This window comes from Aneurinibacillus sp. REN35 (assembly GCF_041379945.2).
Lineage (GTDB): Bacteria > Bacillota > Bacilli > Aneurinibacillales > Aneurinibacillaceae > Aneurinibacillus.
Genome location: NZ_JBFTXJ020000001.1, coordinates 410,793 through 425,200 on the forward strand (window position 1 = coordinate 410,793; position 14,408 = coordinate 425,200).

Sequence of the window (14,408 nt, forward strand, 5' to 3'; positions counted from 1 at the left end):
ATGGACACACCGATTGAACAGCTGCGCGCGGAATTTCTCTATGAAAAAACAAACAGCTGCGTACAATGCGGCTACTGCCTGCCCGTTTGTCCTACGTATGCGACGATGGGGGTGGAAACCCATTCTCCACGCGGCCGAATTAACCTTGTGAAGATGGTCGGTGAGGGAAGAATTACGGATGTATCGGTACTTGAGGAGCCGTTGGACTTGTGTCTTGGCTGCCGCGCCTGCGAAACCGCCTGTCCAACAGGTGTAGAGTACGGTGCCATTCTGGAAGCGGCTCGTGCTGCTCTCGTGAAGCGCAAGAAATTTTCCGCACCCGTGCGCCTGTTTCGCAACACGATGTTTAAAAAGGTATTTCCGAGCAGGCGGCTAATGAATCTTACAGGCCATGCGATCTGGCTCTATGAAAAAAGCGGAGTGCAGAAGGCAGCTCGCGCATCTGGAATCACGAAGAAGCTGCCGTATCATCTAGGAGCGTTTGAAGCCGTTACTCCAACCGCCGCCTCCCCAGCAGAGCGCAAACAAACGCCTGCAAGAGTAAGGGCGAAAGGAGAGAGGAAGTATACAGTTGCTTTTTTTACCGGTTGTATTATGGACGCCATGTTCCAACGGATTAATCGTCTGTCTATCCTTCTGCTTGCCGAAGCGGGGTGCGAGGTCATTGTTGTGCCAAATCAGACGTGCTGTGGTGCACTGCATGCACATGCGGGAGAATTGGAAGAAGCGAGAAGCCTTGCCAAGCAGAATATCGCCGCATTTGAACAGGAAGGCATAGACTTCATTGTCAATAATGCTGGAGGGTGTGGTGCGATGTTATATGAATACGGACACCTGCTCGCAGAGGAGAGAGAATGGGCAGACCGCGCCCGTGTATTCTCCGCAAAATCAAGAGATATCAGTCAAGTACTTATAGCCTGCGGCGGCTTATCTAATCTGCAGCCGCGTCCAGGTGAGCGTGTGACCTATCAGCGATCGTGTCATATGACAAATGTGCAGCGGGTGGTGAACGAACCGTTGGAGCTTCTTATAAGCATACCGGGCATTGAAATGATCGAGATGAAAGATGCGGCTATGTGCTGCGGTTCAGCAGGCATTTATAACATTGTTCATTATGATGCATCCATGGATATTCTTGATGAGAAGATGAAACATACGAAAGCGACAGGAGCTTCCATCGTTATTACAACGAACCCTGGTTGTCTTTTGCAGATGAAGTTAGGCATTGAGCGTGAGAATCTCTCAGAATCTGTACAGGCGATGCATCTTATTGAGTATATAGCTGAAGCAGCAGGCATTTTATAATCCAAGAAGAGACACACCCTTACCCTAAGTAGGTGGGCATGGGTGTGTCTCTCCTTCTAATGCTATAGTATTTGATCGCTCCTTTCTTTGTAAATTTCTATACGGCTTACAAGGTGTGTTTATGTTGAATGTGTCTCTTTCAAGGCACTACATTAAATATACCGTCCTTTTTTGAAGAAACTGTGAAGAAGAGGTTTTTTAGATCTTATCACCTATCGCCTTCAAACTTTCTTCACAGCTCTTTGCTTTACTGAGATATATGAATACATGCAGAGAAAGGAATGTTCTATGCTGGATTGGTATACATTTATTAGTCAATTTAGCGGATGGATTGGTGAATGGTTTGGTGTGGCTTCCTATCAGACTACGTTTCCTCTGTTAGCTGCTTTGCTGTTAGGGATTACAGGAGCATTGGCCCCCTGTCAGCTTTCCGCAAATCTCGCAGCCATTACATACTTTGGTCAGCGATCACTGAGAGAAGAAATTGATGTGGAAGTTTACTTATATATTGCAGGGAAAGTTGTGGTCTATACCTTTTTAGGTGGGATGATTTATTTGTTTGGCGAAGCTGTTTCGCAGAATTCCATTCCTCTATTTGTGTGGGCGAAAAAATTATCAGGGCCGTTATTTTTGCTTGCTGGATTGTACATGATCGGCCTATGGCAAACCCGTTTCTCGTTATTTTCTTCTTTTTCACAAAAGCTTGAGCAACAGTCAAAGCGATTAGGAAGAAAAAAAGGAGCTTTTATTCTTGGAATTGCGCTTTCGCTTGGATTTTGTCCCACGATGGCATGGTTGTTTTTTGGACTGCTCACTCCACTTGTTTTTGGTACATCCTATGGGATGGTTTTTCCAGCGGTATTTGGTATAGGAACGGCATTTCCTCTTCTTTTATTTGTCCTGTTTACGCCAATGTCTTCAGATAAAGGAAAAGGGATTCGTAAATCAATGCATTTTGGTCGCAGAGTACAAAGAATTGCAGGCATTATTTTTATTCTTATTGGTGTGAATGATATCGCTCTTTACTGGTTATCTAGTTAAATTCAATAATACCTCACACTTTCTTCACACTTCTCTGGTAGCTTGTATCCAGAAAGGGGAGAGGAAGAGTGAAGAAGTGGATGGGATGGACCATTATTATTTTGCTTCTTTTCGGAGGTGCAGCTTACGGATTAAAAGAAAAAGAGGGGCCGCCACAACATATAAATACAAACATAACAAGCATGAATCAACGAGCTGAACCATTAAATAACGCGTCAGGTCTTAAAGCACCGCTCACGCAGGGAAATAAGATTACCTATGAAATTGTCGCAGAGCAAACGCAGCAGGAAGTAGCCCCGGGGATTACACTACCAGTTTATACGTACAATGGAAGCGTACCGGGTCAAGAAATTCGTGTGAAAATGGGGCAAGACGTGGTAGTGAAGTTAACAAATAAACTTCAAGAGCCGGTGACTATTCATTGGCACGGCTATCCAGTTCCTAATAAGATGGACGGCGTGCCGGGTTTGACACAAAATGCTGTACAACCAGGTGAGACATTTGTGTATCGTTTTAAAGCATCCGTTCCGGGAACATACTGGTATCATTCTCATCAATCGAGTTCTAAACAAGTGGATAAAGGGCTGTATGGTGCATTGATTGTTGAAGAGAATACTGGAGAAGCGGGGGCGGCGCGTGATTATGCAGTATTGCTAGATGAGATGGAGAGCGGGACGAGTAAAGGCATGGGCATGATGAATTCAGGATATGATATTTTCACGGTAAATGGAAAATCAGGCACGCTCATTTCGCCATATGAGATGAAGACAGGTGAGAAAGTTCGCATGCGCTTTATCAATGCTGGATATAGTACCCACTATTTACATTTCGGTTCTCTTGCGTATCAAGTGATCGCTGTAGATGGCCAATCATTACAGAAGCCTGTAGCCGCTCAGGGTGAGCTTCTGCCTATAGGAGCTGGCGAACGTTATGATATTGAATTCATAGCTCCTGATACAAGCATCGTAGGGTATGATCAACTCGATCATAAAGCTGCTGTCGGTATGTTGATTCCGCTGAAAAATACGAATACTGATAAAGTTGAAGTACCAAAGGAGTATAAGGGGATTTTTTCTTTGGTAGACAAGGATGTAGAGACAAAGCGCGTGTCGATTGCATCTGCAGCATATGATAAAACGTATGCGATGGAATTAGGTCATGGAATGTCCATGAGTGGTATGGTATTCACGATTAATGGAAAAACATACCCTAATATTGATAAATTAGGAGTGAAAAAAGGGGATCGTGTAAAGGTTGAATTAATAAATAATGATCCTATGAATGACCATCCGATGCACCTTCATGGACATGAATTCCAAGTTCTCAGTAAAGATGGAAAAAGCCTAGAAGGAAAGCCTGTATTTAAAGATACGCTCTTACTGAAGCCGGGAGAGAAATACGAAGTCGCTTTTGTTGCAAGCAATCCTGGAAACTGGATGTTCCACTGTCATCAATTGCAGCATGCGGCTGCGGGAATGATGACGACAGTTAATTATGAAGGGTATCCTATTTCAAAGGAAATTGACCAAGCACAGAATATAGAATAGCAAAGTGAGCGAGCAGAGAGTGATTCAAAAGGACATGGTACAAGTCCTTTTGGATCACTCTCTTTATTTTACTAGTAGGATGAGGCGTGTTTGATTAATAATACGGCTATAAGAGAGGGAGAGAATATAAAAATACAATTGTTGTATACAATGATCGTATTTTGATATATCTAATAATATAATATTTTATAAATATTAATTTTATAGTGATAATATGAAAAATTAAGAAAAAATAGTTGAATTGAAAAAAATACATGGTATTATTAGTATACAAACATTGAATACAATATAAATAAACAATTATAAAGTGCAAAAAATACGCTGCTAGAATTTTGAATAGGAGAGGAGTTCATTCATGAGTAATATTGTATACAATGAGGGATTTGGAGTGGAGGTTTCATGAGCAAGAGAGCGAAAGAGTCCTTAGAAGACTATGTGTATGAGAGCATTAAATCAGCTATTTTAACAAGAAAAATCCCTTTAAAAATGCATTTAAGTGAAGAACATCTGGCGGAAGCCTTTTCCGTTAGTCGTACACCGATTCGTACGGTTCTTAAAAGGCTGCATTACGAAAAAATGATTCAGCTTCTTCCGAATAAAGGGGCCTTTATTAATCAACCGTCAACGAAAGAGATCGAGGATGTTTTTCAACTGCGGACACTGTTAGAGACAGAAGCGGTCAAGATTGCTTGTCGAAATGCTACAGAGGAGCAATTAGATGAGTTGGAGTCTTTAACGTATGCAGAAGAAGAGTTGTATAAGCAGGACAAATACGATAAAGCCATTCAGATAACATCTGATTTTCATCAAGCAATTGTAATGGTAAGCGGCAATGAAATAATGGGGAACTATAGTCGCGAGTTGATTAATATAACGAATGTCTATTTGGCTTATCACGAACATGCAGATAAAGAAAGCCCGCTTTGTCCCAATGAGCACCGGATGATCATTCAAGCGATTCGAAAAAGGGATGAAGCTGAAGCTGTGCGTGTGTTTCTTGAACATTTCACGACGGTAAAGAAACACTTGAACTTTAAGAAGGAAAATGAGGAGATTACGCTTTCTGATATTTTTAAACCGTATTCAAAAAGCAAGCAGTAATTCTAAAGTTGATGAATGAAAAGGAGGTGAGGGAAACACACGATAAGATGAATATGCGGCCGTGCTTTTTACTTTATTTACGATAGATTGTAGGGAGGTATTATACATAATGAAAATCGTTGTATTAGGCGGTGCAGGAAAAGTCGCACTAGGAGCTATTCAGGATTTTGTTGAAAATGACTCTGTTGAAAGCGTTCTATTGGCAGATATTAATGTAGACGCGCTAGAGAAGCGGAAGGCCTCTTTAGGTGCAGAAAAAGTTAGCTGCCAGCAAGTAGATTTACATGATCACCATGCTCTGGTGAGATTGTTGGATGATTATGATGCGTGTCTGAATGGAAGTTCTCATCATTTTAACCTGCAAGTAATGAAGGCGTGTCTCGAATCAAGAACACATTATACGGACTTTGGCGGATTGTTTCACTGGGCGCGACAGCAGCTTAAGATGCATGACCAGTTTGAGCAAGCGGGAATTACGGGAATCGTCGGATCAGGTAGTGCGCCAGGGATTGTGAATGTAATGGCTCGGTATGCATACGACAACCTTGACACGGTAGAATCGGTTGAGATTCGGGATGGTATTGTCAACTTCAATGCAGGAGAGTATGACTTTGTTCCACCCTATGCCATAGAGACCTTACTCGATGAGTTTATTATGAATCCATATGAATTTAGAGATGGTGAATTCGTTGAGGTAGCACCGTTTTCCGGCGGAGAAGTTATAGATTTTCCGCAGCCTATCGGTAGACAGACTGTCATTAACACCATTCATTCTGAAGTAGCGACCATTCCGTTAAGTTTTAAAGACAAAGGAATTCAAAAAGTAACGTTTAAGCTGGCATTGCCGAAGATGTTTGAAGAAAAGCTGAAGTTTTTAGTGAATATTGGTGTGGGTGGTAGCGAAGCGATTAATGTAAGAGGAACACAGATAGTACCTCGGCAAGTACTAGCTGCTCTCATTCAGCAAAATGCACAAGTGGCGGCAGCAGGCGGGCCGGTAAAACACGATGATCATAAAGCGCTGCGGGTAGAAGTGATCGGAACGAAAGAAGGACAGGACGGCAAGTATGTGATTGATTGTGTGCTCTCCCCGTATGAAAATTGGCCGCATATGTCTCAAGGCGTTTTTTCTGTAGGGTTCCCGGCGGCTGTGACAACACGATTGTTAGGAGGAGGCGAGATTACGAAAAAAGGTTTCTTTCCATCCGAAGCAGTCATTCCGCCGCAGCTATACTTTAATGAATTATCTAAGAGAGGAATTAACGTCTACGCTAACTTCATTAAACAAATTTAGACGAATGTAATGAATAGTAGCAGTGCTGCATTCGTCAGTACAACAGGAAAATTACGGATAAAATAAACTGAAAATTTATTTTTTTAAAACGATTACTTTCCTATTGTTACCATTTTTTGTGGCGCTGCTACCTCTTTTGTGACAATGTACATTATTATGCAGCAGGAGTGAGTGAAATGACAGGTATGGATCATACAGTAAGTCCATTGAAGAATTTTATAAACGGTGAATGGGTTGCATCTGATTCTCGCTATGAAGATGTGCCAAACCCGGCAACAGGTGAAGTGATTGCGCGCGTTCCTTTATCTACCCGCAAAGAATTAGATCTTGCGGTAGAGGCAGCAGGTAGAGCTTTTCTAACGTGGCGCAGGACGGCTGTTCCTCGACGCGCCCGCATTTTATTTAAATATCAGCAGCTTCTCATTGAGAATTGGAGTGAATTAGCGAAGCTGATTACGATTGAAAATGGCAAGACCTACGAAGATGCTTACGGTGAAGTGCAGCGTGGCATTGAGTGTGTTGAATTTGCAGCGGGTGCTCCTACACTAATGATGGGGAATCAGCTTCCCGATATTGCCACAGGAATTGAATCAGGCATGTATCGTTATCCAATCGGGGTTGTAGGCGGTATCACGCCGTTTAATTTTCCAATGATGGTTCCTTGCTGGATGTTCCCCTTAGCAATTGCCTGCGGTAACACGTTTGTTTTGAAACCATCGGAACGGACCCCGTTGCTTGCAAATCGCTTAGCAGAATTATTTCAAGAAGCTGGGTTGCCTGACGGTGTGCTTAATATTGTACATGGTGCTCACGATGTAGTGAATGGATTGTTAGAACATCCAGATGTAAAGGCCATCTCTTTTGTCGGTTCCCAGCCGGTAGCGGAGTATGTGTATAAAACGGCTGCAGCTCATGGCAAGCGGGTTCAAGCTTTGGCAGGCGCGAAAAACCACTCGATTGTTATGCCGGATGCGGACCTGGATATAGCTGTTCAGCAAATTGTAAGTGCAGCCTATGGCTCTGCCGGTGAAAGATGCATGGCTGCTTCCGTGGTCGTTGCGGTTGGAGCCATCGCAGAACCATTGATGGAGAAAATCACGGCAGCCATAGATAAGATCAAAATAGGAAACGGACTGGAGGAGGGCGTATTTCTTGGTCCGGTTATCCGTGATAGCCATAAAGACAGGACGATAAAATATATCGAAGCAGGCGAGAATGAAGGAGCCGCTTTACTGCGGGATGGCCGTAAGGATGTCGCCGCGAATGGACAAGGTTATTTTGTCGGCCCGACGCTTTTTGACCATGTAACAACCAAGATGTCGATCTGGAAAGATGAGATTTTCGCTCCGGTACTTTCCGTTGTGCGTGTAAGCAATCTTGATGAAGCGATCCAGGTTACAAATCAATCGGAGTTTGCGAATGGAGCATGCATCTATACTGACAGCGCAAAAGCTGTGCGCCAATTCCGTGAAGACATTGACGCAGGGATGCTCGGAGTTAATCTCGGCGTACCGGCTCCGATGGCATTCTTCCCGTTCTCCGGCTACAAGAAATCCTTCTATGGCGATTTACATGCCAATGGTCGAGATGGAGTGGAGTTCTATACCCGTAAGAAAATGCTAACTGCCCGTTATTAATGAATAGGTCCTATATAAAAACACGATAAGGCTGCATCATTTTATTGAGAAAGGGAGTAGACGATGAAAAAAAGAGGATTGTGGTTATCGCTGTTCGTACTAGGGATGGTTTTATTGATTAGTGCTTGCTCATCTTCCGCCTCTAAAGAAGGCGAAGGAGCCTCTGAGCTGGGGGCTATCAAGGAGGCTGGCGTACTGCGCGTTGGTGCGACGACAACGGGTGTTCCTTTCACATTCTTGGATACAAAAACGAACCAAATTGATGGGGTTATGGTCGATGTCGCCAAAAAAGTGGGTGAACATCTAAATGTAAAAGTGGAGATTGTACAGACAAAATTCTCATCACTCATCCCTTCCCTAGAAGCGGATAAAATTGATGTGATTTCAGCCGGGATGCTCAAGACGGAAGAACGTGCAAAGATGATCAACTTCTCCACTCCGGTCTATAACTACGGGGAAGCCTTAATCGTCCCTAGAGACAGTGAAGGGATTAAGACGTTCGAAGATTTAAAAGGAAAAACAGTAGGTGTGCAAGAAGGAACGACCTTTTTAAAGGCAATGAAAGAACAGTCGGATATAAAAGTGCAAAGTTATAAAACAATGGCGGATATGGTGGTTGAAGTACAGAACGGACGTATTGATGCGTTTCTAGCTGATTATCCTGTCATGAAGCATATGATCAATGGAAATAAGAGTCTTGGTGTGAAGATTGTAGAAGATTACAAGGCGCAGTGGCCTGGGGATGTTTCCCTTGGGATTACTAAAGGGGCAGATGATTTAACAAAGGCAATAAATGAAGCAATTGACGCAATGAAGAAGAACGGAGAACTGGAAGCCATCATTAAAAAGTGGAATTTGCAATAACGGTGAGTGAAGGAGGAAGCATCCTTGTTTGATATACTACAATTCTTACCCACTTTGCTGCAAGGTGCATGGGTTACAATCCAGATTACCGTATTATCTTTAATCATTGCCTTGGTTATCGGTATGATTCTTGCGTTAATGCGTATCTCTGATAATGTTATCCTCAGTAAAGTTGCAGGATTTTATATAAGCGTCATTCGCGGTACACCTTTATTGGTTCAGTTGATGTATGTTTACTTTGTTCTTCCTGAATTGGGCTTTAAGTTTTCACCGTTTGTTTCTGCCCTTATCGGTCTCTCGCTCAATGAGAGTGCTTATTTAGCGGAGATTTTCCGTGCGGGGATTCGTTCTATCGGCAAAGGACAATTGGAAGCGGCCTATGCAATCGGTATGAATTATCCTACCGCGATGAGACGGATTATACTGCCGCAAGCATTACGCAATGTTCTTCCGCCTATAGGGAATTCGGCTATCATTCTCCTGAAAAACTCTTCGTTAGCTGCCGTCATTACGGTTGGGGAGCTTATGCATATGGGAGAAGAGCTGGCGTCCTCGACCTTCCGTAACCTTGAGATCTTTACGCTCGTTGCGATTCTGTACTGGATATTGCATTATCCTTTGGCGTACTATATCGATTCCCTAGAAAGGAAGATGAATTATGATACGGGTCGAAGGCATTAAGAAAAGCTTCCATAACAATGACGTGCTCAAGGGAATCTCTACTCATATTAAAAAAGGAGAGACCGTAGTTATTATCGGTCCGAGTGGAAGCGGAAAAAGTACCTTATTGCGGACGATCAATTTTCTTGAAATCCCGGATGAGGGAGATATCTTCATTGACGGAAAGAAAATTCACTTCGATAAAAAGAGTAAAAAGCGAAAGAACGATGCGGAAATCTGTCAGGTTCGGGCAGAAACGGGTATGGTGTTTCAAAACTTTAATTTATTCCAGCATATGACGGTTCTTCAAAACATTATTGAAGGGCCGGTGAGTGTAAAAAAGATGGAGAAAGAAAAGGCCGTCCATATAGCAAAAGAGCTCTTAGAAAAAGTAGGTTTGGCAAGCAAGGAACACAGTTACCCGAGCGAGTTATCCGGAGGACAGCAGCAGCGGATTGCGATTGCGCGTGCCTTAGCGATGCAGCCAAAGGCGATTCTATTTGATGAGCCTACATCCGCGCTTGACCCCGAATTGGTCGGTGAAGTGCTACAGGTTATGCGTAATCTGGCAAATGAAGGAATGACAATGGTTATTGTTACACATGAAATGGATTTTGCGCGCGGAGTCGGGGATCATATCATTTTTATGGATGGTGGATTTATAGTGGAAGAAGGGCCGCCGGAAGATGTTTTTGATCGTCCCAAGTCAGAGAGGCTGCAGCAGTTTTTGTCTAAGCTGGTAGAAAGATAAGAGCATCTATCATGTTAGAGTGAAGCCGGAAGAAGTGCATACGCTAACTAAAGCTGCACGTCATATCGAACAATCCATTCTTGCAGCCACTGGCTGATTATCAAAAGAGACTGCCTGGAATCCCGTGTGGCAGTCTCTTCTTTATATACCGTTTTTACATGGAGACCAGTTTCTTTATTTGAACGAAACAGGCCGAATATAGGATAGGCCATTCGTTTGTTCATTTCGGATGCTTTGCTTAAGCTTTTGGGAGAGCTGCTCGATGAGCTTTCGCTCTGATGACCAAAGCAGCCACCGCGTCTTCTGATACTCTTCGAGTAAAGCCAGGATGGTTTCCTTTTCATCCGTAGAGTAGACGCCTTTGGCAATGGATGCGGCATAGAGAGTAAGCCGGAGTTTCATGCTGATGGAGAGATCCGCCCGCTTCTTTTGTATGAGTTTTTGAATTAATCCCAGTTCTTTTTTGGTAAACATCATATCCCCACTTACTTATCGAAGGCGTCCATAGAATGCTACTATCTTTATAGCAAGAAAGCAAGTGTGTCGTTTGTCTATGAACAGTCGAATATTGTTTATATTGTATTTTATTTCCTTACGCTCTATTCTACATGCCTCAAGCATGCGGGGCTAGATAGAGAAAGAATACAAAATTCGACAAAGTAGGTAAGGAGAGAAAGCCGCTTATTGTACGTAACTTAATTCGGCGCGATATATTCCTTAATATATTTTCCTGTGATCGAAGCCTCACACTGCAGAATATCCTTAGGCTCCCCTGAGAAAATTACGTTTCCGCCAGCCTGTCCCGCACCGGGTCCAAGATCGATAATCCAATCTGCCTGACTAATGATATCGAGGTTATGTTCAATGACAATGACGGTGCTGTCTTGGTCGATGAGACGCTCCATCATGCGCATCAACTGTTCGCAATCGGATAGATGCAGTCCTGTCGATGGCTCATCAAGTATATAAATCTTGCCTCGTTTTTCTAGTTCGGCCGCCAGCTTTACCCGCTGCCGTTCACCTCCTGATAATGTGTGCAGCGGCTGACCGAGCGTCATATAGCCTAAGCCTACATCTTTGATCCGCTGTAAAGTTGGCTGTATGTCCTTTTCCGTGAAGAACTCCATTGCTTCGTCAATTGTCATTGCCAGGATGTCGCTAATACTTTTCTTACGGAGGGAATACTGGAGCACCTCTTTGCGGAAGCGGCGCCCTTGGCATGCTTCACAAACGGTTGAGATGGTATCCATAAATGCCAGGTCGGTCGTGATGCTGCCTAAGCCTTTGCATACGGGGCAGGCTCCCTTAGCATTAAAGCTGAATAGAGAAGCGCTTACTCCGTTTTGTTCGGCAAACAGCGCACGAATCGTATCAAATATGCCGGTGAATGTGGCAATGTTGGAGCGCTGAGATGTATGGATTGGTTTTTGATCGATAAAGATCGTTTCAGAATACTGAGCAGGAAACATATGGTTGATGAGCGTGCTTTTCCCTGACCCGGCCACACCGGTTACGACGGTGATGACCCCTTTGGGGATAGAGACCGTCACGTTTTTTAAATTGTGCAGGGAGGCGTTCGCAATGGAAAGCCAGCCGGTCGGTTTGCGTACTGTTTTCTTCAACTCCGGTCGGCGATTCAGAAAGATACCAGTTAAGGTGTTTGCTTTGCGGAGGCCTGCCAGATTGCCTTCATAGACGATGGTACCGCCTGCTGTTCCGGCCCTCGGTCCCATATCAATAACATGGTCGGCAATTTGAATGACGTCCGGTTCATGCTCAACAATGATGACGGTGTTTCCTTTGTCGCGCAGCTGTTTTAACAATACGTTAATGTTATGGACATCATGAGGATGAAGCCCGGTGCTCGGTTCATCAAAAATATACGTCAAATCCGTTAAGCTGCTCCCTAACTGGCGCACCATTTTAATGCGCTGGGATTCCCCGCCGGAGAGGGTAGCGGTTTCCCGGTCCAATGTTATGTATCCGATGCCAATCGAGAGCAGCTGTTCCAAGCGGACAATAAGTGCCTGGGTGATCGTTACAGCAGCAGGCTCCTTAATTGTTCGCATAAAGTCCAGCAGCTCATTGACTTGCATGCGGGTACAGTCCGCTATTGTTTTTTCGTTTATCTTACAGGCAAGTACATGTTGATTCAGTCTGGCGCCACGGCACACCGGGCAGATCCCCTTGCCGACCATATGAGCAATCGCTTCTTTGTACCGTTGCGTGTCGCGCGAATCCTTATGCAAAAAAGTCCGTTCGATTCGAGGGATGATGCCTTCATACATGGAGGTCGGCGGCCATTCATCTGTTGGGTTTGGCGGCTTAAAGCCGGTTTTGTAAAGAAGCGTGTCCCATTCTTCCTCGCTATAATCCTTTAGTTTTTTATGATTATCAAACAACCCTGTAGCTACGTAGCGTTTCCAGCGTACTTCGCCCGGCCGAAATGTTGGGAACTGAATCGCTCCTTCATGCAATGACTTTTCTTTGTCGATCAGCCGCTCTATTTGGAAGGTGTTCACCTTGCCTAACCCTTCACAGTGCAAGCACATTCCTTGAGGATTGTTAAAGGAAAATACATCGGAATAGCCGACAAATGGCGTCCCGATGCGGGAGAATAATAGGCGCAGCAGGGAATTGATGTCCGTGATCGTACCAACGGTTGAACGCGCATTCCCGCCGATTCGCTTCTGATTGATGACGATGGCGATAGACAGATTTTCAATTGAATCGACTTCAGGGTGGCCGTAATGCGGAAGACGATGACGGATGAAGCTTGAATACGTTTCGTTTAATTGTCGCTGGGATTCAGCAGCAATCGTATCAAAGACAAGCGCGGACTTACCGGAACCGGAAACACCGGTAAACACGGTAATTTGTTTCTTTGGAATGGAAACACTCACATTGTGTAAATTTTTTTCCTTTGCCCCGATCACTAGGATGTGTTTATCTGAGAATGTTTTCACCATGAAGCTCCTCTCACACCTATTTTCATTTTGACGATCTACTCTCTATAGAGTATCGTAATAACATGACAATTATTGTCTACTTATTACCGCGATATAGGAGGCGTTATGTCAAAAGCGAAAATGATTTTCGATTTGATTATGTATGTGAATACGAAACGGAATTTTACAGCTCAGGATATAGCGGATGAATTTCAAGTGTCGGTTCGAACCGCCCATCGATATTTGCTAGAGGTCAGTGAATTGGGTGTGCCTTTATATACCGAACAGGGGCGGCATGGAGGGTACCGTACGTTAAAGAACCGTCTGCTTCCACCGATTTTGTTTGACGAAGATGAGGCGTTCGCTATCTTTTTTGCCTTTCAATCACTCAAATACTATCAATCATTACCGTTTGAGCTAAATATTGATTCAGCATCGAGAAAGCTATTTGCCAGTTTTCCTGATGACACGAAAGCAGCGATCAGCCGTCTTGAGTCGATTCTTGCTTTTTGGAATCCAAGAAGGAGTGCACCTTCTCCCTATTTAAAAGAGATCATTACGGCAGTGATTGAGCAGCGGGATATACTCATCAACTATCGATCCAAAAGGGAGACGGCGGCAAGGAGACTGAAGCCCATCGGGATATACGCACATGACGGCTTGTGGTATATGCCGGCCTATGATTGTAAGCAGGAAAAGGTTCAGTTATTTCGTGTCGATCGGATCGAGTCGTTTGCTCAGTGTGAAACGAGCACAGACTTTCAAATGGATTTGATGGAATACTTGCAAAGCTATAAGATTAATGAGCCTCTGCGACTGCACGTGACCCTTACAAGGGAAGGAATACGAAGGTGTCAAAGCGTACCCTGGCTGGAGAAGGATGTCATGGTCACAAATCAAAACCATGGGTTGATTGATACAACGTTTGATAAAAGTGAGCTCGAATTTGTTGCGCAATTTTTTCTTCAGTTAGGTACGGATGCGAAGGTGATGGAACCACAAGAGGTCGTCGATTTGATCAGAGTGAAGGCCCATCGGCTGCTTGAGCATTATCACTCGGAATCATAAATGAGCTTCTTTTTTGTTTAAGTAACCGCTCATAATCAAACGAAAGAGGGTAAAAGCACGATTCTTTCTTCAATTTTAGAGAGAATGGTGCTTTTTTAGTTTGTAGAGAGTTAAAGAGAAAAACAAACTAAAAACAACTAAAAACAACGAAATAAACAAAAGTTAATGTGGGATTAACATGGAATTAATATT

Annotated in this window: 12 protein-coding genes; 10 read left to right on the forward strand and 2 right to left on the reverse strand. The window is 43.8% G+C overall.

The window, feature by feature from the left end:
• The 9 genes from AB3351_RS02020 (at position 1) to AB3351_RS02060 (ending at position 10,200) form a co-directional block, all read left to right on the forward strand.
• Positions 1 to 1,305 carry a (Fe-S)-binding protein gene (locus tag AB3351_RS02020; RefSeq protein WP_371145443.1) on the forward strand — a complete coding sequence of 435 codons (1,305 nt, stop codon included), beginning with the start codon at positions 1 to 3 and terminating at the stop codon, positions 1,303 to 1,305.
• A gap of 288 nt (positions 1,306 to 1,593) precedes the next feature.
• Complete coding sequence (locus tag AB3351_RS02025) at positions 1,594 to 2,346, forward strand: urease accessory protein UreH domain-containing protein (RefSeq protein WP_371145444.1); 753 nt, start codon at positions 1,594 to 1,596, stop codon at positions 2,344 to 2,346.
• 68 nt (positions 2,347 to 2,414) lie between these two features.
• Positions 2,415 to 3,893 carry a multicopper oxidase family protein gene (locus AB3351_RS02030; RefSeq protein ID WP_371145445.1) on the forward strand — a complete coding sequence of 493 codons (1,479 nt, stop codon included), beginning with the start codon at positions 2,415 to 2,417 and terminating at the stop codon, positions 3,891 to 3,893.
• A 399-nt stretch (positions 3,894 to 4,292) separates the two neighbouring features.
• Positions 4,293 to 4,994, forward strand: a complete 702-nt coding sequence (locus AB3351_RS02035) for a GntR family transcriptional regulator (RefSeq protein ID WP_371145446.1) — start codon at positions 4,293 to 4,295, stop codon at positions 4,992 to 4,994.
• A 109-nt stretch (positions 4,995 to 5,103) separates the two neighbouring features.
• Entirely contained in the window at positions 5,104 to 6,288 is a 1,185-nt protein-coding gene (locus AB3351_RS02040) for a saccharopine dehydrogenase family protein (RefSeq protein WP_371145447.1), read from the forward strand.
• Between the two features lie 185 nt (positions 6,289 to 6,473).
• Complete coding sequence (locus tag AB3351_RS02045) at positions 6,474 to 7,925, forward strand: CoA-acylating methylmalonate-semialdehyde dehydrogenase (RefSeq protein ID WP_371145671.1); 1,452 nt, start codon at positions 6,474 to 6,476, stop codon at positions 7,923 to 7,925.
• A 63-nt stretch (positions 7,926 to 7,988) separates the two neighbouring features.
• Entirely contained in the window at positions 7,989 to 8,789 is an 801-nt protein-coding gene (locus AB3351_RS02050; protein ID WP_371145448.1) for an ABC transporter substrate-binding protein, read from the forward strand.
• A gap of 24 nt (positions 8,790 to 8,813) precedes the next feature.
• Positions 8,814 to 9,470 (forward strand): amino acid ABC transporter permease, encoded by a 657-nt coding sequence (locus AB3351_RS02055; protein WP_371145449.1) that lies wholly within the window; start codon positions 8,814 to 8,816, stop codon positions 9,468 to 9,470.
• Entirely contained in the window at positions 9,448 to 10,200 is a 753-nt protein-coding gene (locus tag AB3351_RS02060; protein WP_371145450.1) for an amino acid ABC transporter ATP-binding protein, read from the forward strand. Before AB3351_RS02055 ends, AB3351_RS02060 begins: the two co-directional genes overlap by 23 nt.
• Before the next feature lie 174 nt (positions 10,201 to 10,374).
• Here the strand turns inward: AB3351_RS02060 and AB3351_RS02065 are convergent, their stop codons facing one another.
• Both AB3351_RS02065 and AB3351_RS02070 read right to left on the reverse strand, forming a co-directional pair.
• On the reverse strand, positions 10,375 to 10,677 hold the full coding sequence (locus AB3351_RS02065; RefSeq protein ID WP_371145451.1) for a hypothetical protein: 303 nt from the start codon (positions 10,675 to 10,677) through the stop codon (positions 10,375 to 10,377).
• Between the two features lie 218 nt (positions 10,678 to 10,895).
• A complete protein-coding gene (locus tag AB3351_RS02070; RefSeq protein ID WP_371145452.1) occupies positions 10,896 to 13,169 on the reverse strand; it encodes an ATP-binding cassette domain-containing protein in 2,274 nt (757 codons plus the stop codon).
• A gap of 105 nt (positions 13,170 to 13,274) precedes the next feature.
• On the opposite strand from AB3351_RS02070, the gene AB3351_RS02075 reads away from it, so the two are divergent.
• Complete coding sequence (locus AB3351_RS02075) at positions 13,275 to 14,216, forward strand: helix-turn-helix transcriptional regulator (protein ID WP_371145453.1); 942 nt, start codon at positions 13,275 to 13,277, stop codon at positions 14,214 to 14,216.
• Positions 14,217 to 14,408: the final 192 nt, after the last annotated feature.